Source organism: Actinomadura luteofluorescens, from assembly GCF_013409365.1.
In the GTDB taxonomy this organism is placed as follows: domain Bacteria; phylum Actinomycetota; class Actinomycetes; order Streptosporangiales; family Streptosporangiaceae; genus Spirillospora; species Spirillospora luteofluorescens.
On sequence record NZ_JACCBA010000001.1, the window covers coordinates 2,618,389 to 2,637,797 of the forward strand.

Below are 19,409 nucleotides of genomic sequence, written 5' to 3' on the forward strand. Positions count from 1 at the left end.
CGGCTATGCCCCCGATAGCCCGGATTATGCGGTCGTCCGGGTGCCGCGGCGCAGCCGCTCCGCCTCCTCGTGGATGAGGGCCTCGGTCTCCAGGAGCTTCGCCTCGGCCTGCTCCGTGCGCATCGCCGCCCGCTGCTCGCGCGGGCTCGGCTTGCGCCGCCTCCCCGCCGTCCGGCGCCCGGCCCGCTCCCCCTTGAGCCTCTTCATGAAACCCATGCCCGTCACCTCTCCTCACCCGCGGCCGGTCCGGTCGCCGGCCTCGCGCCCGTACGGTGCCCCTTTTATGGCGATCCATTCCGGTACCGGATGAGACACGGGCAACCGTCCGGCGGGCGCCTGCCGGGAATGCCGCAGCACATGGCAAGGTTGTGCCCTGGGAGGACGATGACGTCCCGCCGTCCTTGAACGTCGAGCGCCAGCACAGGAGCATTCACCGTGTCGTTGCCACCTCTGGTCGAGCCCGCCCCGGAGCTCACCCGCGACGAGGTCAACCGCTACTCGCGGCACCTGATCATTCCCGACGTGGGCATGGCCGGGCAGAAGCGCCTCAAGAACGCCAAGGTCCTGGTCGTCGGCGCGGGCGGCCTCGGTTCCCCCGCCCTGCTCTACCTGGCCGCCGCCGGGGTGGGCACCCTCGGCGTCATCGACTTCGACGTCGTGGACGAGTCCAACCTGCAGCGGCAGATCATCCACCGGCAGTCCTCGCTCGGCAAGCCCAAGGTCGAGTCGGCCGCCGAGACCGTCCGTGAGATCAACCCGCTGATCGACGTGGTGGTGCACGACACCGCGCTCGACCGCGACAACATCATGGACATCTTCTCCGGCTACGACCTGATCGTGGACGGCACCGACAACTTCGCCACCCGCTACATGGTGAACGACGCCGCCGTCCTGCTCGGCAAGCCGTACGTGTGGGGCTCGATCTACCGGTTCGACGGCCAGGCGTCGGTGTTCTGGGCCGAGCACGGCCCCTGCTACCGCTGCCTCTACCCCGAGCCGCCGCCGCCCGGCATGGTGCCCTCCTGCGCCGAGGGCGGGGTGCTCGGCGTGCTGTGCGCGTCGATCGGCTCCATCCAGGTGAACGAGGCCATCAAGCTGCTGACCGGCATCGGCGAGCCGCTCGTCGGCCGGCTGATGGTCTACGACGCCCTGGAGATGACCTACCGCTCGGTCAAGGTCCGCAAGGACCCCGAGTGCCCGCTGTGCGGCAAGAACCCGACGCAGACCGAACTGCTGGAGGACTACGAGGCGTTCTGCGGCGCGGTCTCCGACGAGGCCGCCGAGGCGGTCCGGGACTCCACGATCTCCGTGCACGACCTCAAGGCCATGCAGGACCGGGCCGACGACATCTTCCTGGTGGACGTCCGCGAGCCCAACGAGTACGAGATCGTCGCGATCCCGGGCGCCACGCTCATCCCCAAGGGCGAGTTCCTGAACGGCTCCGCCCTGGAGCGCCTGCCGCAGGACAAGAAGATCGTCCTGCACTGCAAGTCGGGCGTCCGCTCCGCCGAGGCCCTCGCCGTCGTGAAGAACGCCGGCTTCGGCGACGCCGTCCACGTCGGCGGCGGCGTCCTGGCCTGGGTCAACCAGATCGACCCCAGCCTCCCGTCCTACTGACGCCCGCCGGAAGGCCCCCGAACCCGTCCCGGGTCCGGGGGCCTTCCGCTGTCCGGGCCCCGTCCGGCACCGCCGCCGGAAAAGCCCCGGTCCAGATCTTGACCGCGTGATCGCCGGTATTTAGTTTGGATCACGATCAAAACCCGGCGAAGGGACGCGACCGTGATACGACGGCGCAGGAACCAACGGAGACGGCGGGCCGCGTTGGCCGGGGTGGTGGGCGTACTGCTCACGCTCGGCGTGCTGCCGGGGGGCATCGCGTCGGCGGAGGCGGCGTCCCCCGGCCGTCCGGCCTTCGACGTCCGGCCGGCCCGCGACGCGATCGGCCGGCTGGTGGGGGCGCGGTACGCGGGCCAGGTGAGCCTGGCGACCCTGCCCGGCACCGGCGGCAGGGACACCTTCCGGGTCTCCGTCCGCCATCGGCGGCTGGTCATCGCGGGCAGCAGCACCCCGGCGCTGCTGATGGGCTTCAACTGGTACCTCAAGCACACGGCCAAGGCCGATATCTCGTGGACCGGCGACCAGCTCGACCTTCCGCCCAGGCTCCCCCTGCCGGCGCAGCCGATCGAGAGGTCGTCCGCCGTCGAGCACCGGTTCGCCGGGAACGACACCGAGGACGGGTACTCCGGGCCGTACCGGACGTTCGAGGACTGGGAACGGCTCATCGACGTCTACGCCCTCCACGGCGTCAACGAGATGTTCATGCCGGTCGGCACCGAGGCCGTGTACTACGAGACGCTGAAGTCGTTCGGCTACTCGGCGGACGAGTTGCGCGGGTGGATCCCGGGCGCCGGCTACCAGCCGTGGTGGCTGCTCCAGAACATGTCCAACTTCACCTCGCCGGTCGGCGAGGACCAGATCCGCGCCCGCGCGGAGCTCGGCCGCAGGATCGCCGACCGGATGCGGCGGCTGGGCATCACGCCGGTGCTCCCGGGCTACTTCGGCACCGTCCCGGCCGGTTTCGCCACCCGCAACCCCGGCGCGGTGACCGTGCCGCAGGGCACCTGGGAGGGCATCGCCCGGCCCGACTGGCTGGCGCCGACGAACCCGGTGTTCGCCCAGGTCGCCGAGCGGTTCTACGGGGTCCAGGACCGGCTGCTCGGCCGGTCGACGATGTACAAGATGGACCTGCTGCACGAGGGTGGGAAGGCCGGTTCCATCCCCGTGGGCCAGGCTTCGGTCGCCGTCCAGGCCGCGCTGGAGAAGGCGCACCCGGGAGCGACCTGGGTGATCCTCGGCTGGCAGAGCAACCCGCGCCCCGAGACCATGGCCGCCGTCGACCGGAGCAGGATGCTCGTGGTGGACGGCCTGTCCGACCGGGCGCTCAAGGTCGACCGCGACGCCGACTGGAAGGGCGCGCCGTACGCCTTCGGATCGATCTGGAACTTCGGCGGCAACTCCACCGTCGGCGCGCCGATCAAGGCCTGGAACGAACGGTTCTGGGACTGGCGGGCACGGTCGGGAAGCGCCCTGGACGGCATCGCGATCATGCCGGAGGCGAGCTACAACAACCCCGTCGCGGTCGAGTTCCTCGCCGAGCTGCCCTGGCATGACGGCCCCGTCGACCTGCACCGGTGGTTCGACGAGTACGCCGACGCCCGCTACGGGGGCGTCGACCCGCAGGCCCGCGCCGCCTGGCGGGTGCTGGCCGGCACCGCGTACGCGATCCCCCCGACCGGCGGCCGCTCGTCCGGGCACGGCGGGCTCTTCGCCGCGGAACCGAACCTGGCGACGACCAGGCCGCACCGGTGGGCGCAGGCCGCGTTCGCCTACGACCCCGCCGCGTTCGCCCGGGCCCTGCCCGCGCTGCTGGCCGTCCGCCCGTCGCTGCGGCGCGGCGACGCCTACCGCTACGACCTGGTGGAGGTGGCCCGCGCGGCGGCCGACGACCGGTCCCGGACCCTGCTGCCGCAGATCAACGCGGCCTACCAGGCCCGCGACCTCACCGAGTTCTCCCGGCTGGCCGACGTCTGGACGGGTTACATCAGGGCCCTCGACGACCTCGCCGGCACCGACCGGTTCCACACGGTCGGGCCGTGGCTCCAGCGTGCGCGGCAGGCGGCCGCGAACCCCCGGGAGGCCGCGCAGCTGGAGTACGAGGCGCGCAAGCTGATCACATCGTGGGGCGACCGCGACACCGACCTGCACGACTACGCCTACCGCGAGTGGTCCGGCGTGCTGCGCGACTACTACGCGCCGCGATGGGAGCGGCTGTTCGACGGGCTGAAGACCGAGCTGCGCACCGGCACGACCGCGCCGCCGGTCGACTGGTACGCCATGGCCGACGCGTGGGCGAAGGACCGCGGCGAGTACCGGACGAGGCCGGTCGGCGACACCCACACCGAGGCGTCCCGGATGCTCCAGCGGCTCAGCGGCGACGTCTACGACCTGCGGCTGTCGCTGCGCCCGCAGGGGTCGGTCTCCGGCTCCGCCGCGGTGGCCGCCTCCGTGACCAACACCAACCTCTTCGCGCCGATGAGCGGGCTGACCTTCGACGTCGCCGCGCCCGCGGGCGTGCAAGCCCGTCCCGCCGGCCCCGAGCAGGGGCAGATCGATCCGGGCGCCACGCTGGAGCGGTCGTGGACGCTGCACCGCACCGGCGACCTCCCGGACGGGACGACGCAGGTCACGGTGCAGGTCACGGTCGGGTTCGACCAGGCCGGCCGGCACGTGGTCCGCAAGGCGGCCGCCGTGCTGCCGGTGGCCGCGGACGGCCGCGTCCAGCTCAGCGACCTGCCGTTCTCCTACGCGCGCAACCACGACGGCATCTACCCGGTGGCCCGCGACACCGTGACGCCCGCCACCCCCGAGGGCGACGGCAAGCCCATCCGCCTGGACGGGACCGCCTACAGCAAGGGCCTCGGGACGAACGCGAACGCCGACGTGCGCGTGGAACTGAGCCGCGGCTGCCAGAGGTTCACGACCGTCGTCGGGATCGACGACGCGATGAACCACGCGGCCGACGGTGACGTGGTCGTCCGGGTCTTCGGCGACGGCCGGCTGCTGCACGAGTCCGGCGTGCTGCGCAGCGGGCTCGCGACCTCCGGAGCGGAGGCGGTCCGGCTCGACGTCGACGTGACGGGCGTCCAGCAGCTGCGTCTCCAGGTCGACCAGTACGACGCGAACCGCTGGTTCGACGCCGTCTCGTTCGGCGTGCCGACCCTCGCCTGCACCTCGCCGCCGCCGGCCCGGTGAGCCGTTCCCCGGGCCCGTGTCCGCAGGCGGACGGGCGGGCCCGGGGACTTCGCCGATCCCTATACCCTCCAACCACAGGGGGCGGCACGGCGCGGCGGCGCCGCGGCGCGCGGGGAAGGCGAGGATGAGCAGGCCCGTCCGGATCACCGAGAAGGCGACTCCCGCCGTCCTGCGCGAGCGCAACACCGAGCTCGTCCTGCAGAGCGTGCTGGCGGGCGGCGGCACCGTGTCCCGCGCCGACATCGCGCGGTCGACGGGCCTGGCCCGCGCCGTCGTCTCGCAGATCATGGAGGGCCTGGTGGCGCGGCGGCTGGTGGTCGAGGAGACCGCCAGGCCGAGCGGGCGCGGCAAGCCGGCCACGCTGCTGCGGATCGACACCGGCCGGCACTGCCTGCTCATGGCCGACGTCCGCCCCGCCGAGGTGCTGGGCGGCGTCGTCGGGCTGGACGGCGCGATCGGCGCGACGGCGCGCACGGCACTGCCCGCCCGGCCGGGCGGCGCGGACGTGGTGGCCGCCCTCGTCCCGATGCTCAGGACCCTGGCCCGCGACGACGGGCGCGCGGTGCTGTCCGCCGGAGTCGCCGTCCCCGGCATCGTCTCCCCCGAGCAGCGCGTCATCGAGGCGCTGCAGCTGCGCTGGAAGGACGTCGACCTGGCCGGTCCGCTGGCCGGCGCGCTCGGGCACGAGGTCGTGCTCGTCAACGACGCGACCGCCGTGGGGATGTCCGAACTGTCGGTGCAGAGCCGGGCCGGTGACAGCGTGATCGTGCTGCACATCGCCGGCGGCATCGGGTCGGCGGTCCTGCTCGACGGCCGCGTCCACCTCGGCGAGCGGCAGCGCGCGGGCGAGGTCGGCCACATCGACGTCGGCGTCAGCGACCGCCGGTGCGAGTGCGGCAGGCGAGGGTGCCTGGAGACGGTCGCGAGCCTGCCGGCCGTCCTCGACGGAGCTCCCGTCGAGGAGTTGGACGCCGTCTCCTCGCCGGGTGACGCGCCCGCGACACCGGAGCTCGAGGCGCTCGCGGCACGGGTCGACTACGCGGGGAAGAGCCTCGCCGCCCTGCTCTGCGTCCAGGCCGCGATCCTCGACATCGGGGACGTCGTGATCGACGGACCGGTCCGCCGGGCGGGCGAGCGCCTGCTCGACGCCATCGAGCGGGAACTGGCCGTGCGGCTGCCGCCGAGCGACGTCCGCCGCCCGCGCTTCTCCACGATGGCGGAGCACAGCATCATGCACGGCGCCGCCGCGACCGCCATGCACCACCGGCTCGGCGTCATCTGGCACAGCGCCTGAACCGGGTCATCCCCTGACCGGCGCGTAGGTCAGGCCGAGCTCGACGGTCACCTCGCGCAGCATCAGCTCGAACATCGGCGCGGCGTCGCTCAGCGCGAACTCCAGGTGGCCGAAGACCTCCAGGCTGACGCCGCCCTGGAGCCTGATCCAGCACTTGAGGAACTGCTGGATCACCCCGAGCGGCAGGCCGATGCCGAGCACGTCGTCGCGGTAGCGGCGCAGCTCCTCGCGCAGGCCGGGGTCGATCTCCTCCTCGGCCATCACCGGGAACGGCTGCTTCCTCCACAGCTCCAGGAACAGGGACATGAACGTCCAGCCGAACTGGCGGGCGCACTCCTCGGCGAAGTCGACCTCCTCCTGGTGCGCGGCGCCGCGCACGGGCGTGCCGAACAGCAGCGAGTACTCGCGGGGATGCGCCAGCGCCCAGAGGCGGAACTGGCGGGCCACCGTCATGAACTTGCCGCTCATGTCGCCGCTCGGCACGTCCTCCATGGCCGCGTGCAGGTCGCCGTTCAGCTCGGTGAACAGGTCGCCGACCAGGTGCCGCAGCAGCTCGCCGTGGCTGCCGAAGTAGCGGTAGAGCGCGGGGGCGGTCATGCCCATCTCGCGGGCGATGGCGCGCAGCGTCACCGCGTCGGGGCCCTCCTCCACGAGGATCCGCCGGGCGGTTTCGGTGATCTCTTTGACCGTCGCCGCCCGCTGACGGTCGCGACGCGATGCCACCTCGCCCCCCTCTCTGCCGGGTGCCCGGCCGTCTCTCCGGCCGCCCTCGCATGATTCCGCAAAAACACCCTTGACGACAGCTAACACTGTATGCAAAGTTAACGCTGTTCTCAGTTTACGGCGTTCACTGAAATTACTCAAGGTTACGGAGTTGGGGGAGAAGCGTCATGTTCGATCGATGGGGCAGGTGGGTCCACCGGCGCAGGCGGTGGGTCCTCGCCGCCGCCGGCGCGTTCCTGGTGTTCGCCGCGGTGTGGGGCACGGGCGTCTTCGGCGCGCTGACCTCCGCCGGCGGCTTCGACACGCCGGGCAGCCAGAGCGCGGCGGCCGAGCGGATCGCCGAGCGCGACCTCGGCCGGGACGCGGCCGACGTCGTGGTCCTCTACCAGGGCGGGACGACGGTCGACGACCCGTCCTACCGGGCGTCGGTGGAACGCGCGCTGGCCGCGCTGCCGCCGGGCAAGGTCGCCAAGACCAGCACCTACTGGACGACCCACGCGCCGCAGTTCGTCAGCGAGGACCGCAAGGCGACCTACGCCGTCCTGCAGCTCGCCGGCTCCGACGAGGCCGCCCGGGAGGACGCCTACAAGGCGATCCGGGACGACCTCGCCGAGGTCGGCGGCGGGCTCACCGCGAAGGTCGGCGGGGCGGTCGGCACCGGGGTCGAGATCAACGAGCGCGTCTCGTCCGACATCGGCCGGGCCGAGGGCATGGCGATGCCGGTGCTGCTGGTACTGCTCGTGCTGATCTTCGGCGGGCTGGTCTCGGCGAGCCTGCCGCTGCTGGTCGGCGGCCTGGCCATCCTCGGCTCGTTCACCGCCCTGCACGCGCTGGCCTACGTCACCGACGTGTCGATCTTCGCGGTCAACATCACCACCTTCCTCGGGCTCGGCCTCGCGATCGACTACGGCCTGTTCATGGTCAGCCGGTTCCGCGAGGAGATCGGCCGGGACGGCGCCTCCGCCGAGGACGCGCTGGCCGCCACGATGGCCACGGCCGGGCGCACCGTCGCGGTCTCCGGCGTCACGGTCGCCGTGTCGCTGTCCGGGCTGCTGCTGTTCGACCAGAACTTCCTGGTCTCGATGGGCTACGGCGGCATCGCGACCGTGCTGGTGTGCATGGCCGGGGCGCTGACCGTGCTGCCCGCGCTGATGGCCGTCCTCGGCCCGAAGGTGAACGCGCTGCCGATCCGCCGGCGCCGGGCGCCCGCCGCCCGGTCCGACGGCTGGTGGGGACGGGTCGCGCGCAGCGTGATGCGCCGCCCGGTCGTCTACATGGTCGCGACCGTGGCGCTGCTCCTCGCGCTCGGCGCGCCGTTCCTGCGCATCAACTGGGGCGGGGTGGACGCCAAGGTGCTGCCGGACGGCGCGGACGCGCGGGTCGTCTCCGAGACGCTGGAGTCCCGCTTCGCCCGCAACGCCACCAGCCCGATCGAGGCCGTCGTGACCGGGACGTCCGACCGGGCCGCAGTCCAGGCGTACGGGGCCCGCCTGGACGCGCTGCCCGGCGTCACGGACGCGACGGTGACCGGCGCCGGCGGGACGACGACCCGGATCGCGCTGCGCTACGACGCCGACCCGAACTCCGGCGCCGCCCGCGACCTCGTCCAGCGGGTCCGCGACATCCCGCCCCCGCCCGGCGCGCGCGCCTACGTCGGCGGCGAGACGGCCGACGTGGTCGACCAGGTCGACAGCATCGGCTCGACCCTGCCCTGGCTGGCCGTGCTCGTCGGCGGCGCCACGTTCCTCCTGCTGTTCCTGGCGTTCGGGTCGGTGCTGCTGCCGCTGAAGGCGATCGTCATGAACATGCTGTCGCTGTCGGCCACCTTCGGCGCGGTCGTGCTGGTCTTCCAGGACGGCCACCTGTCCGGGCCGCTCGGCTTCACCGCGACCGGCGCGATCTCCCCCGCGATGCCGATCCTCATGCTGGCGATGCTGTTCGGGATCTCGATGGACTACGAGGTGTTCCTGCTGTCGCGGGTCCGCGAGCAGTACGACCTGACCGGCTCCAACACCGCGGCCGTCGCCGCCGGCGTGCAGCGCACCGGCGCCATCATCACCAGCGCGGCGGTGCTGTTCATCGTCGTGATCGGCGCGTTCGCGACGTCCGGCATCACGTTCATCAAGATGACCGGCGTCGGGATGGCCGTGGCGATCCTGCTGGACGCGACGATCGTCCGGGCGCTGCTCGTGCCCGCCACGATGCGGCTGCTCGGCCGCGCGAACTGGTGGGCGCCCGGGCCGCTCGCCCGGTTGTACGGCCGGTACGGGATCCGGGAGGGCGACGCCCCGGCCGCGCCCCCGTCGCGGCTGGAGCCCGTGGGCTGACGACCCGCCCCGGTGGCCGGCACGCCGAAGTGCCGGCCACCAATCGCCCCGAACCGCTTGTGGTCTCCTTCACCCGGCGCAAGACTGAACGCCATTCCACCGGCCGCACCCTCGCGTGACGCATTCCGCGACGGCCACGCCCGGCGGATCCCCGAACCCTTCCCGTGCCGGGATGTTCCTTTGGAGGCACCATGTCCGTGCTGATGGCCACCGAGGCCGACACCGCGCTCGCCCACCTGGAGCGGCTCACCGACGCCCTGCGCTCCGCCGGCTGGGCCGTCGAGGTCTCCGCGCCCGCCGACCGCCGCCCGACCGCGCACATCGCCGACCCGCGCCTCCCGCGGGTGAACGAGAGCGTCATCGCGGTGCGGGAACGTTCCGGCGACGGCTGGTCCTACTGCTACGGCTGGGGCGAGCGGATCGCGCCGTGCGCCGACCCGTCCGCCGCTGCCGCCGCCGTCGGCCGGGTCCTCGCCGCCCGTCGCGACAACTGAACCGCCCGGCGCACGCGGCCGTCCTCCCACCGATCGGGGGGATGCCGTTCTCCGCTCCGGGGGCATGCTCATGAGCCACCGAGCCCGGACGCCGCCGCCACGCACGCGGCGTCCGGCGCCCCGCACCACGGAGAGGAAGCGCCATGCGAACGCCCGTCCGCGCCCCCGTCCTGTTCGCCGCGTCCGCGCTAGCGGCGTCCGGTGCCGCGCTGGTACCGCTAGCCACCCCGGCCCTCGCCCGCCCGAGGCCGCACGCGATCGTCGTGCGCGGCCCGGACGCCGTCCACGACCAGGCCTTCCGGAACGCGAAGACCAGGGTCGCCGTCGTTCGTGACCGCCACCGGACCTGGGTCTCACTGCGGGTGTGGGGAATGCCGCGCGAGGCGGCCGGACGGACGTTCGGCGCCCACGTCCACGTGAACCGGTGCGGGCCGAAGCCCGGGGACGCCGGGCCGCACTACCACAACCCCGACGCGCCGCCCGGGACGCCGATGCCCGAGATGGAGGTCTGGCTCGACGTCACCGTCCGGCCCGACGGGCGCGGCCACTCCCGCGCCTCCGTGCCGTGGCGGGTCGCGGAGAAGGCCGCGGGATCGCTCGTCGTGCACGCCAAGCCCACCGACCCGAAGACCGGCGACGCGGGCGCACGGCTGATCTGCACCACCGTCCCGTTCTGAGCCGTCCCGTCCGCAAGCCGTCCCGACCCTGCCGCCGGCCGGTCCGGCGGCGGGGTCACGCCGACTTGCGGCCGCGGCTCTTGGCCGGCTCCTTCTTCGCGCCCGACTTCGACGGCGCGGACTTGCGCGCGGCGGGCTTCTTCGCCGGCGCCCCCTTGCCGGACGCCGCCTTCCCCGCCTTCTCGCCGCGGCCCTTCTTCGCCGCCTCGACGCTGGCGCGCAGCGCGCTGAGCAGGTCCGCGGCGGGCTCCTCCTCGCCCTCCTCGGCGGGCCGCGCCACCTCCCGGCCCTCGACCTTGGCGTCGATCACCGCCTGGAGCGCCTCCCGGTAGGCGTCCTTGTACTCGCCCGGGTCGAAGTCGCCCTCCATCGACTCGATCAGCGACGTCGCCATCGACAGCTCCTGCTTGCGGACCTCGATGTCCTCCTCCAGGAAGGGGAACTCGGGCGCGCGGACCTCGTCCGGCCACAGCATGGTCTCCAGGACGAACACGCCCTCGCGGACCCGCAGCGTCGCGAGCGACTCGCGCTGCCGCAGCGCCACCTTGACGATCGCGACCTGGCCGGAGGTCTCCAGCGCGTCCCGCAGCAGCACGTACGGCTTGGCGCCCTGCGCGTCGGGCTCCAGGTAGTAGGACTTCGCGAAGAAGATCGGGTCGACCTCCTCGCGCTCCACGAACTGCAGGACGTCGATCCGGCGGCTGGACGACAGCGGCAGGTCGGCGAAGTCCTCGTCGGTGAGGATGACCATCTCGCCGCTCGGCAGCTCGTAGCCCTTGGCGATGTCGGAGTAGGGCACCTCCTCGCCGTCGACCGTGCACACCCGCTTGTACTTGATGCGCCCCCCGTCCTCCCGGTGCACCTGGTGGAAGGCGACGTCCCGCTGCTCGGTCGCCGAGTAGAGCTTCACCGGTATGGTCACCAGCCCGAAGGAGATCGCGCCCTTCCAGATACTGCGCATGATCCGTCCTTACCCAGCACGTTCCTGCCCCTAGCGTCGCAACGTCGTTCGATTTGCGCCAGAAGGGCGTCGTGATCCTTTCCCCGCGCGGCGGGACGGGGTAAGACGGCGGTATGACCATGCCGTGGCCCGTCGAGCCGATGATGGCCTCCACCGGAGACCTCCCCACCGACGGCGGGAAGTGGGGCCTGGAGCTGAAATGGGACGGCGTGCGCGTCCTGTCGCACGTCTCCGCCGACGGCGTCCGCGCCGCCGGGCGGCGGGGCGGCGAGGTGACGAGCCGCTACCCCGAGCTGTCCGCACTCGCCGACCTGCTCCCCGACCACGACGCCGTCCTGGACGGCGAGGTCGTCGCCTTCCAGGAGGGACGCCCCAGCTTCGAACGCCTCCAGCGCCGGATGCACGTCCAGCGCCCCGACCCCCGACTGATCCGCGAGGTGCCCGTCCGCTACGTGGTCTTCGACGTCCTCTTCCTGGACGGGCACGAGCTGTACGAACTCCCCTACGCCGACCGGCGCTCGCTGCTGGCGGAGCTGGACCTCGCCGGCACCGGCCCCGTGGAGGTGCCCCCGTACCTGCACGGCGGTGACCGGCTCCAGGTGGAGGAACTGCTCGCCTTCACCCGCGAGCAGCAGATGGAGGGACTGCTCGCCAAACGCCTCGACTCGCCCTACCGCCCCGGGCGACGCGTCGACTTCTGGCGCAAGGTGAAGAACTTCATGACGCGCGAGGTCGTCATCTGCGGCTGGAAGCCCGGAAAGGGCCGGCGCGAAGGCGGCGTGGGTTCGCTTCTGCTAGGCGAGTACGACGTGAAGGGGCTGCTGGGTTTCGTCGGGCACGTCGGCACCGGTTTCAGCGACCGCGTACTGGACGAGCTGTACGAGACACTGTGGCCGCTGCGCCGTCCGACGAGCCCCTACGACGAGCCCGTTCCGCGCGAGTTCGCCCGTGACGCCCAATGGGTTGAGCCCCGGCTCGTCGGGGAGGTCGCCTACAGCGCCCGGACCAGGGACGGCCGCCTCCGCTTCCCGTCCTGGCGGGGCCTGCGTGACGACAAGGACCCCCTGGAGGTCACGAGTGAGCAGTAAGAAGACCGCCGTCGACGTGGACGGCCGTCAGCTCTCCCTCTCCAACCTCGACAAGAACCTGTATCCGGAGTTCACCAAGGGCGAGGTCATCGACTACTACGCCCGCGTCGCCCCGGTCATGCTCCCCCACCTGCGGGACCGTGCCGCGACCCGCATCCGCTGGCCGGACGGCGTCGACGGCGGCAAGTTCTTCGAGAAGAACGCGCCCTCCCACACCCCCGACTGGGTCCGCACGGCGACGATCCCCACCCCCGGCAGTTCCAAGGGCCGCGACACCCTCGACTTCGTCGTCGTCGACGACCTGCCCACGCTCGTGTGGTGCGCGAACCTCGCCGCGCTGGAACTGCACGTCCCGCAGTGGAAGGTCGGGCCGCGCGGCAAGGTGCACACCCCCGACCTGGTGGTCTTCGACCTCGACCCGGGGCCGCCCGCCACGATCGCGGAGGCGTGCGAGGTCGCCGCCCTGCTGCGCGACGTCCTCGCCGAGGACGGCCTGGAGTCCTACCCGAAGACGAGCGGCAAGAAGGGCCTGCACCTCTACGTCCCCATCGAGGAGCCGAAGGAGGCCGAGCGGACGTCCGAGTACGCCAAGACCGCCGCGCAACGCCTGGCCGACGAGAACCCGAAGCTGGTCGTCGCGAAGATGGAGCGGCGGCTGCGCAAGGGCAAGGTCTTCGTCGACTGGAGCCAGAACAACCCGGCCAAGACGACCGTCGCGCCCTACTCGCTGCGCGCCGGGGACCGCCCCTCGGTCTCGACGCCCATCACCTGGGACGAACTGGAGTCGTGCGGGGACGCCGCCGATCTCGTCTTCGGCCCCGAGGACGTCCTCGCCCGGGTGGACGAGCACGGCGACCTCCTGGAACCGCTTCTGAAGGACCACCGGCCGCTGCCCTGAGCGACTTCGGCGATCTCGCGTGCCCTATGTGTTCGAATCGGCACTCTCCGGGACCGCGTTCCGTCACCATGGTGCGTGGGGACACCACGGGTGGAAGGAAGAAACCGTTGTCGCACAACCATCACTACGATGCCGTGGTGCTGGGCGGGGGGACCGCGGGGGAGCTGGTCGCGACCGGCCTCGCCCGCGCGGGAAGGGACGTGGCGCTCGTCGAGAACCGCCTCGTCGGCGGGGAGTCGCCGTACTTCGCGTGCGTCCCGTCCAAGTCGCTGCTGCTGTCGGCGCGCCGCGGCGAGACCTGGGAGATGGCCCTCGCCCGCCGGGACGGCCTGGCCGGCAACCGGGGCGACGACCCCGCCGTCGCGCGGATGGCCGAGGACGGCGTGACCGTCCTGCGCGGCCGGGGGCAGGTCCTCGACCGCGGCCGGATCGAGGTGGACGGCGCCGTGCACGGCTTCGGCGACCTCGTCGTGTGCACCGGCAGCGAGCCGGTCATCCCGCCCGTCGAGGGGCTGGCCGACGTGCCGCTGTGGACGAGCGCCGAGGCGCTGTCGGTCCCCGACCTGCCGCGCCGGCTGGTGATCCTCGGCGGCGGCCCGGTCGGCTGCGAGCTGGCGCAGGTGTACGCGGCGTTCGGCTCGCAGGTCGCGGTCGTCGAGGCGTCCGGGCGGCTGCTGACCGCGGAGGCGCCGTTCGCCGGGGAGGTGCTCGCGGACGCCCTGCGCCGGATGGGCGTCGACCTGCGGCTCGGCGCCGCCGTCGCCGACGCCGAGCGCAAGGACGTCGGGCTGCGGCTGTGGCTGACCGACGGCGGGACCCTCGACGCCGACCGCGTCCTCGTCGCCGCCGGGCGCCGCCCCCGCGTGGAGGGCCTCGGGCTGGAGAACCTCGGCATCGACGTCACCCCCGGCCAGGGCATCCCCGTGGACGAGACGTGCCGGGTGCCGGCCGGCGCGGGCGGCGTGTGGGCGGCCGGCGACGTCACCGGCGTCGCCCGCACCACGCACGCCGCCCGCTACCAGGCGCAGGTCGCGCTGTCGAACCTGCTCGGGCACCGGCGCGAGGCCGACTACCGCGCCATCCCCCGGGTCGTCTACACGACGCCCACCGTCTACTCGGTGGGTATCTCCCCCAGGCAGGCGGAGGAACTCGGCATAGACATCCTCACCGCCGGGTACGACCTCGCCGCGACGGCCCGGGCGGCGGTCGAGGCCGACGAGCGCGGCCGGGTGGAGCTGTACGCCGACCCCACCCGCGGACTGCTGGTCGGCGCCGCCGCCGCCGGACTCCACGCCGAGGAGTGGATGAGCGAGATCGCCCTGGCCATCCGCGCGGAGACGCCGCTGAGCCTGCTGGCCGACGTCGTCCACGCGTTCCCGACCCACGGCGAGTCCGTCGAGGCGCCGCTGCGGGAACTGGCCGGACGGCTGTGAACCCCGAGACGGCCGCAACCCTGAGGCGGCCGTGAACCTGGAGGAGGACCCCGGATGAGCGAGACCGACGACCTGGAACAGCCCGCGCCCGACGACGCCAACGAGGCCGACGCGGCCGAGCAGCGCACCGCCCTCGGCGACGAGGAGCGCGTGGAGCGCGGTCCCATCCCGGACGACGCGAACGAGGCCGACGCCGCCGAGCAGCGGCGGGAGGTCCGGCTGGACGAGGACGACTACCGGTGACCCGCCCTGGCCCCCGGCACAGGAAGGAAGGTTGCCAGAAGATCGGGGCGGGACCGCTCCCGGTTCCGGCGGGAATACACTGACCTGCGCGATGCGACGACGGCGGGCGGTGCCCGTGACCAACGGAGTTACTCGCGCGTAGGATGATGAGATTGTTTCCCGGTGACGGACGACCCCCATCCGTCCCCACGATTCGGTGATCGGAGAGTGTGGTGACCGCGACCCCGGACGCCCGCCCCCGTGGCACGAGGCTGCCGCGACTGGCGCGCCGCAAGCAGCTGCTCGGCGCGGCCCAGGAGGTGTTCGTCGCGCAGGGGTACCACGCCGCGGCGATGGACGAGATCGCCGAGCGCGCGGGCGTCAGCAAGCCCGTGCTGTACCAGCACTTCCCGGGCAAGCTGGAGCTGTACCTGGCGCTGCTGGACGAGCACGCCGAGGCCCTGGTGAAGATCGTCCGCGAGGCGCTGGAGTCCACCACGGACAACAAGCTGCGCGTGCAGGCGAGCATGCAGGCCTTCTACGACTTCGTGGCGGGCGACGGCGAGGCCTACCGGCTCGTCTTCGAGTCCGACCTGCGCAACGTCGCGCCCGTCCGGGCCCGCGTCGACCGCGCCAACCAGCAGTGCGCCGAGATGATCGCCCAGGTCATCGCCGAGGACACCAACGCCCCCGCCGAGGAGGCGCACCTGCTCGGCATGGGCCTGGTCGGCATGGCCGAGGTCAGCGCCCGCTTCTGGCTCTCCCAGCACCGGGCGATCCCCAAGGACACCGCGGAGAAGATCATCGCCCGGCTGGCGTGGCGCGGCATCTCCGGCTTCCCGCGCACCACCGACCAGAGCTGACGCCGCGCGCGGCGCGACCGGCGCCGCGGGCCCGGACCGACCCCGTCCACCCCGCGGCAGGGGGACGTTCACCCTCGGCACAACCGGGCGGCGCCACCGCGCGGCGATCTCCGTGCGACCATCGGAGCGGGCCCGCCGGCGGTCGGCGGGACCGACGACGGGAGGCATCGCGTGCAGGTTCGCATCGGGGTCCAGAACGTGGCCAAGGAACTGGTGGTCGACACCGACCAGACGGCCGACGAGGTCCAGAACGCGCTCGGGGCGGCGCTCGCCGACCCGCACGGCGTGCTGGTGCTGAAGGACCGCCGCGCCGGCCGGGTCGTCATCCCCGGGGCCCGCGTCGGCTACCTGGAGATCGCCGAGGACGAGCAGCGCAGCGTGGGCTTCGGCACGCAGTACACCTGACCCGCGCGCGGCGCACCGCGCGCCCAGGGCACCTGGGGCAGGCCCTCCACCAGCGGCTTTACCTCGTTCCCCGCGCGTCTTGACTTGATTTTTGTTTCAACTTGGATGGAGGGGCATACCGATCACCGACCTCGGGCGACCGGCCCACGGAAAGGAAGGTTGATCGACATGCTCACGACGATCCTCTGGTTCATCGTCGTCGGTGCCGTCATCGGTGCCCTCGCGCGGCTGGTCGTGCCGGGCCGCAACCCAATCGGCATCCTGCTCACGATCCTCGTCGGCATCGCCGGCGCGATCCTCGGCGGCGTCGTCGCGGACGCGCTGGGGGCGGGGATGCTCGTCGCCTTCGTCTTCGCGGTGGTGATCGCCGCGCTGGGCGTGGCCGCGCTCACCACGATGAACACCCGCGGCCGCGGCCGCGGCCACGGCTGGCGGACCCGCCGCCGGAGCTACTGACCCCCGGCACCACCCCGGCGCAGGCCCCCGCCTTCCACGGCGGGGGCCTGCGCCGTCGTGAGATGTCCGGATGTGGCCGTCCTCGCCCCGGCTCCGACCGGTCCGGAGGCCCCGCCGCGCCGGGTGCGTAACGCCTGGCGGGCCGGGGACGGAATAGATGAAACCATGGAAACGTTGGGTCGAGTGACCGGCTATTGGTGTAGGCAATCAACGGTCGGTACACTGCGTCGCGGAGTGTGACCGCACGCAGCCACAGTGAGTGACTGCTTTCAACCCCTGACTGCGGTCGCCGGAAGATTTTGAGCAACGGCTGGTCCCTCCCGCGCGAGCGCGCGGCCACAGGAACGGCGGAGACGCCGGTTCGGCGGTTCACGCCGGCGAGCCGCGCCGCACCCGGGAGTCGGAGACCCCGCATATTGGAGGCTGAAAGCCCTGACTACCTTTCGTGAACTCGGGGTCGTACCCGAGATAGCAGACGCCCTCGAAGCCGAAGGCATCGTGGAGGCGTTCCCCATCCAAGAGCTCGCCCTGCCGATCGCGCTGGGCGGCCACGACATCATCGGCCAGGCCCGCACGGGCACCGGCAAGACCCTCGCGTTCGGCGCCGCGCTCCTGCAGCGCATCGAGCACGGCGGCCGCGAGCCGCGCGCGCTCGTCGTCGCGCCGACCCGCGAACTGGCCCTCCAGGTCACCGACGACCTGCTCGTCGCCGGCGGCAAGCTCGGCACCCGCGTCCTGTCGGTGTACGGCGGGCGCGCCTACGAGCCGCAGATCGAGGCGCTGCGCGAGGGCGTCGACGTCGTCGTCGGCACCCCGGGCAGGCTCCTCGACCTCGTCAAGCAGAAGTACCTCGACCTGTCCAAGGTCGGCGTGCTGGTGCTCGACGAGGCCGACCGCATGCTCGACCTCGGCTTCCTGCCCGACATCGAGCGGATCATCGACCGGATCCCGGCGCGGCGGCAGACCATGCTGTTCTCGGCGACGATGCCGGGCGAGATCGCCGCGCTGTCGCGCCGGTACCTGACCCGCCCGACCAACGTCCGGGCCGAGTCGCACACCGAGTCCGACGCGACGCCGCAGGTCGTCCAGCACGTCTTCCAGGCCCACCAGATGGACAAGCCGGAGATGCTGGCCCGCCTGCTGCAGGCCGAGGGCCGCGGGCTGACCATGGTCTTCTGCCAGACGAAGCGGGCGTGCGACCGGGTGGCCGCCGACCTCGCGCAGCGCGGCTTCGACGCCGCCGCCGTGCACGGCGACCTCGGGCAGAGCCAGCGCGAGCGGGCGCTGCGCGCGTTCCGCAACGGCAAGATCGGCGTGCTGGTGGCCACCGACGTGGCGGCCCGCGGCCTCGACGTCGACGACGTCACCCACGTCGTGAACTACGAGTGCCCCGACAGCGCCGACACCTACGTGCACCGCATCGGCCGGACCGGCCGCGCGGGCAAGGAGGGCGTCGCCGTCACGCTCGTCGACTGGTCCGACCTCAGCCGGTGGAAGCTGATCAACGGCACGCTCGACCTGCCGTTCGCCGCCCCGGAGGAGACCTACTCCACGTCCCCGCACTTCTTCGAGACCCTCGGCATCCCCGCGGGCACGAAGGGGACGCTGCCCACCGACCAGCGCAACGGCCGCGCCGGGCTGGACGCCGAGAAGCTGGAGGACATCGGCGAGACGGGCAAGGTCCGCAGCCACGACCGCGGCCGCGACCAGGACCGCGACCGGGAGCGGGAGCATCCCCGGCCGCGCCGCCGCAAGCGCGACCGTGCCCGCACGCGTGCGGGCAAGCCGGTCGAGGCCGCGGCGGGGGAGGCCGAGACCACGGCGGACGACAACGTCGTGGACGCGGTCGCCACCGAGCGCAAGCGCAGCCGGAACCGCCGCCGCACCCGCGCCGGCAAGCCGGCCGCGACCGCGGGCGGCACCGCGGAGGCGTCGCAGACCGCCTGATCGGCGGCGGAACACCCGACCGCGAGACTCGTGTCAGTCCCGCGGTCGCGTTCCGTCCGGGCCTCTCCCCTCGCGCAGCCTGAGGGCGAGGCCCGGATGGTCGGTGACGAGGACGGCGACGCGCGGGTCGCGCAGGAAGCGGCGCATCACGGGCTCGGCGTTGACCGTCCAGATCATGGCGGGGATCCCGGCGCGCCCGCACTGGCGCAGCACGCCGACGCGGGCGAGCCGGTGGTTGAGGGCGACCATGTCGGCGCCCGCCCGCCGGATCAGCCGCAGCGGCGCGAAGTCGTGCGCGGCGCCCCGCTCCCACAGGTTGCGGCCGACCGACAGGGCCGTCCGCACCCCGGGGAAGGTCTTCTTGATCTCCACGAGGGACGTGATCTCGCGGGTCGTCACCACGAAGTTCCCGGTGCCGAACGCCTCCACCGCCAGCGCCACGGTCTCGTGCTCGCAGCCGCGCTCCTTGAGGTCCAGATGCCCCTGCGCCCGGCCCGCGATGATCTCCATGGCGTCGCCGGCGAGCGGGACGGGCCGCACCGCGAGCTCCTGGATCCGCTCGTAGGGGAGCCGGTTCAGCCGGAGCCCGGCGATCTCAGGGTCGTGGTGGACGACGAGCCGGCCGTCACCGGTCCGCCTGATGTCGATCTCCACGTACTCGGCGCCGGACGCGACGGCGTCGCCGAGGCCCGTGAGGCCCGCTTCGTCACGGCGGTGGGCGGAGATGGCAGGCAGCGCGACCACGCTGGCGACGCTACCACCGAAGATTTCTTACCGAAGCCCGCAGGCCCCCATTGACTAAGGTTTCC

18 protein-coding genes are annotated in these 19,409 nt (G+C 72.7%); 14 read left to right on the forward strand and 4 right to left on the reverse strand.

The window, feature by feature from the left end:
- Positions 1-24 precede the first annotated feature (24 nt).
- Positions 25-216 (reverse strand): hypothetical protein, encoded by a 192-nt coding sequence (locus BJY14_RS12020; RefSeq protein ID WP_179843686.1) that lies wholly within the window; start codon positions 214-216, stop codon positions 25-27.
- A gap of 219 nt (positions 217-435) precedes the next feature.
- Here BJY14_RS12020 and moeZ point away from each other — a divergent pair, with 219 nt between their 5' ends.
- The 3 genes from moeZ (at position 436) to BJY14_RS12035 (ending at position 6,106) form a co-directional block, all read left to right on the forward strand.
- Complete coding sequence (moeZ, locus tag BJY14_RS12025) at positions 436-1,617, forward strand: adenylyltransferase/sulfurtransferase MoeZ (protein WP_179843687.1); 1,182 nt, start codon at positions 436-438, stop codon at positions 1,615-1,617.
- Between the two features lie 213 nt (positions 1,618-1,830).
- The gene (locus tag BJY14_RS12030) at positions 1,831-4,812 is read left to right on the forward strand and encodes an alpha-N-acetylglucosaminidase TIM-barrel domain-containing protein (RefSeq protein ID WP_312879786.1); all 2,982 of its coding nucleotides are present in this window, start codon (positions 1,831-1,833) and stop codon (positions 4,810-4,812) included.
- Positions 4,813-4,936: 124 nt separating this feature from the next.
- Entirely contained in the window at positions 4,937-6,106 is a 1,170-nt protein-coding gene (locus BJY14_RS12035) for an ROK family transcriptional regulator (protein WP_179843689.1), read from the forward strand.
- 6 nt (positions 6,107-6,112) lie between these two features.
- Here the strand turns inward: BJY14_RS12035 and BJY14_RS12040 are convergent, their stop codons facing one another.
- A complete protein-coding gene (locus BJY14_RS12040) occupies positions 6,113-6,829 on the reverse strand; it encodes a TetR/AcrR family transcriptional regulator (RefSeq protein ID WP_179843690.1) in 717 nt (238 codons plus the stop codon).
- A 167-nt stretch (positions 6,830-6,996) separates the two neighbouring features.
- On the opposite strand from BJY14_RS12040, the gene BJY14_RS12045 reads away from it, so the two are divergent.
- The 3 genes from BJY14_RS12045 to BJY14_RS12055 all read left to right on the forward strand — a co-directional run bounded on the left by BJY14_RS12045 (position 6,997) and on the right by BJY14_RS12055 (position 10,327).
- Positions 6,997-9,156: an MMPL family transporter gene (locus BJY14_RS12045; protein ID WP_179843691.1), complete on the forward strand. Its 2,160-nt coding sequence runs from the start codon at positions 6,997-6,999 to the stop codon at positions 9,154-9,156.
- A 191-nt stretch (positions 9,157-9,347) separates the two neighbouring features.
- Positions 9,348-9,650, forward strand: coding sequence for a hypothetical protein (locus BJY14_RS12050; protein WP_179843692.1), 303 nt, complete (start codon positions 9,348-9,350; stop codon positions 9,648-9,650).
- Between the two features lie 143 nt (positions 9,651-9,793).
- A complete protein-coding gene (locus BJY14_RS12055) occupies positions 9,794-10,327 on the forward strand; it encodes a superoxide dismutase family protein (protein WP_179843693.1) in 534 nt (177 codons plus the stop codon).
- A gap of 55 nt (positions 10,328-10,382) precedes the next feature.
- On the opposite strand, the gene ku is transcribed toward BJY14_RS12055, so the two are convergent.
- On the reverse strand, positions 10,383-11,288 hold the full coding sequence (gene ku / locus BJY14_RS12060; RefSeq protein ID WP_179843694.1) for a non-homologous end joining protein Ku: 906 nt from the start codon (positions 11,286-11,288) through the stop codon (positions 10,383-10,385).
- A gap of 113 nt (positions 11,289-11,401) precedes the next feature.
- On the opposite strand from ku, the gene ligD (BJY14_RS12065) reads away from it, so the two are divergent.
- The 8 genes from ligD (BJY14_RS12065) to BJY14_RS12100 all read left to right on the forward strand — a co-directional run bounded on the left by ligD (BJY14_RS12065) (position 11,402) and on the right by BJY14_RS12100 (position 18,600).
- Entirely contained in the window at positions 11,402-12,376 is a 975-nt protein-coding gene (gene ligD, locus BJY14_RS12065; RefSeq protein WP_179843695.1) for a non-homologous end-joining DNA ligase, read from the forward strand.
- A complete protein-coding gene (gene ligD / locus BJY14_RS12070; protein WP_179843696.1) occupies positions 12,366-13,274 on the forward strand; it encodes a non-homologous end-joining DNA ligase in 909 nt (302 codons plus the stop codon). Before ligD (BJY14_RS12065) ends, ligD (BJY14_RS12070) begins: the two co-directional genes overlap by 11 nt.
- 107 nt (positions 13,275-13,381) lie before the next feature.
- On the forward strand, positions 13,382-14,707 hold the full coding sequence (locus tag BJY14_RS12075; RefSeq protein ID WP_246395884.1) for a dihydrolipoyl dehydrogenase family protein: 1,326 nt from the start codon (positions 13,382-13,384) through the stop codon (positions 14,705-14,707).
- A 54-nt stretch (positions 14,708-14,761) separates the two neighbouring features.
- Positions 14,762-14,950 carry a hypothetical protein gene (locus tag BJY14_RS12080; protein ID WP_179843697.1) on the forward strand — a complete coding sequence of 63 codons (189 nt, stop codon included), beginning with the start codon at positions 14,762-14,764 and terminating at the stop codon, positions 14,948-14,950.
- 212 nt (positions 14,951-15,162) lie between these two features.
- Positions 15,163-15,792 carry a TetR/AcrR family transcriptional regulator gene (locus BJY14_RS12085; protein WP_179843698.1) on the forward strand — a complete coding sequence of 210 codons (630 nt, stop codon included), beginning with the start codon at positions 15,163-15,165 and terminating at the stop codon, positions 15,790-15,792.
- A gap of 171 nt (positions 15,793-15,963) precedes the next feature.
- Positions 15,964-16,197, forward strand: a complete 234-nt coding sequence (locus BJY14_RS12090; RefSeq protein WP_179843699.1) for a DUF3107 domain-containing protein — start codon at positions 15,964-15,966, stop codon at positions 16,195-16,197.
- A 168-nt stretch (positions 16,198-16,365) separates the two neighbouring features.
- Positions 16,366-16,653, forward strand: a complete 288-nt coding sequence (locus tag BJY14_RS12095; protein ID WP_179843700.1) for a GlsB/YeaQ/YmgE family stress response membrane protein — start codon at positions 16,366-16,368, stop codon at positions 16,651-16,653.
- Positions 16,654-17,151: 498 nt separating this feature from the next.
- Complete coding sequence (locus tag BJY14_RS12100) at positions 17,152-18,600, forward strand: DEAD/DEAH box helicase (protein WP_312879160.1); 1,449 nt, start codon at positions 17,152-17,154, stop codon at positions 18,598-18,600.
- A 33-nt stretch (positions 18,601-18,633) separates the two neighbouring features.
- On the opposite strand, the gene BJY14_RS12105 is transcribed toward BJY14_RS12100, so the two are convergent.
- The gene (locus BJY14_RS12105) at positions 18,634-19,344 is read right to left on the reverse strand and encodes a glycerophosphodiester phosphodiesterase (protein WP_179843701.1); all 711 of its coding nucleotides are present in this window, start codon (positions 19,342-19,344) and stop codon (positions 18,634-18,636) included.
- Positions 19,345-19,409: the final 65 nt, after the last annotated feature.

Coding starts and splice junctions, on each gene's coding strand:
- BJY14_RS12020 (WP_179843686.1), bottom strand. CDS start 216: ATGGGTTTCATGAAGAGGCTCAAGGGGGAGCGGGCCGGGCGCCGGACG.
- BJY14_RS12035 (WP_179843689.1), top strand. CDS start 4,937: ATGAGCAGGCCCGTCCGGATCACCGAGAAGGCGACTCCCGCCGTCCTG.
- BJY14_RS12045 (WP_179843691.1), top strand. CDS start 6,997: ATGTTCGATCGATGGGGCAGGTGGGTCCACCGGCGCAGGCGGTGGGTC.
- BJY14_RS12050 (WP_179843692.1), top strand. CDS start 9,348: ATGTCCGTGCTGATGGCCACCGAGGCCGACACCGCGCTCGCCCACCTG.
- BJY14_RS12055 (WP_179843693.1), top strand. CDS start 9,794: ATGCGAACGCCCGTCCGCGCCCCCGTCCTGTTCGCCGCGTCCGCGCTA.
- ku (WP_179843694.1), bottom strand. CDS start 11,288: ATGCGCAGTATCTGGAAGGGCGCGATCTCCTTCGGGCTGGTGACCATA.
- ligD (WP_179843695.1), top strand. CDS start 11,402: ATGACCATGCCGTGGCCCGTCGAGCCGATGATGGCCTCCACCGGAGAC.
- BJY14_RS12080 (WP_179843697.1), top strand. CDS start 14,762: ATGAGCGAGACCGACGACCTGGAACAGCCCGCGCCCGACGACGCCAAC.
- BJY14_RS12095 (WP_179843700.1), top strand. CDS start 16,366: ATGCTCACGACGATCCTCTGGTTCATCGTCGTCGGTGCCGTCATCGGT.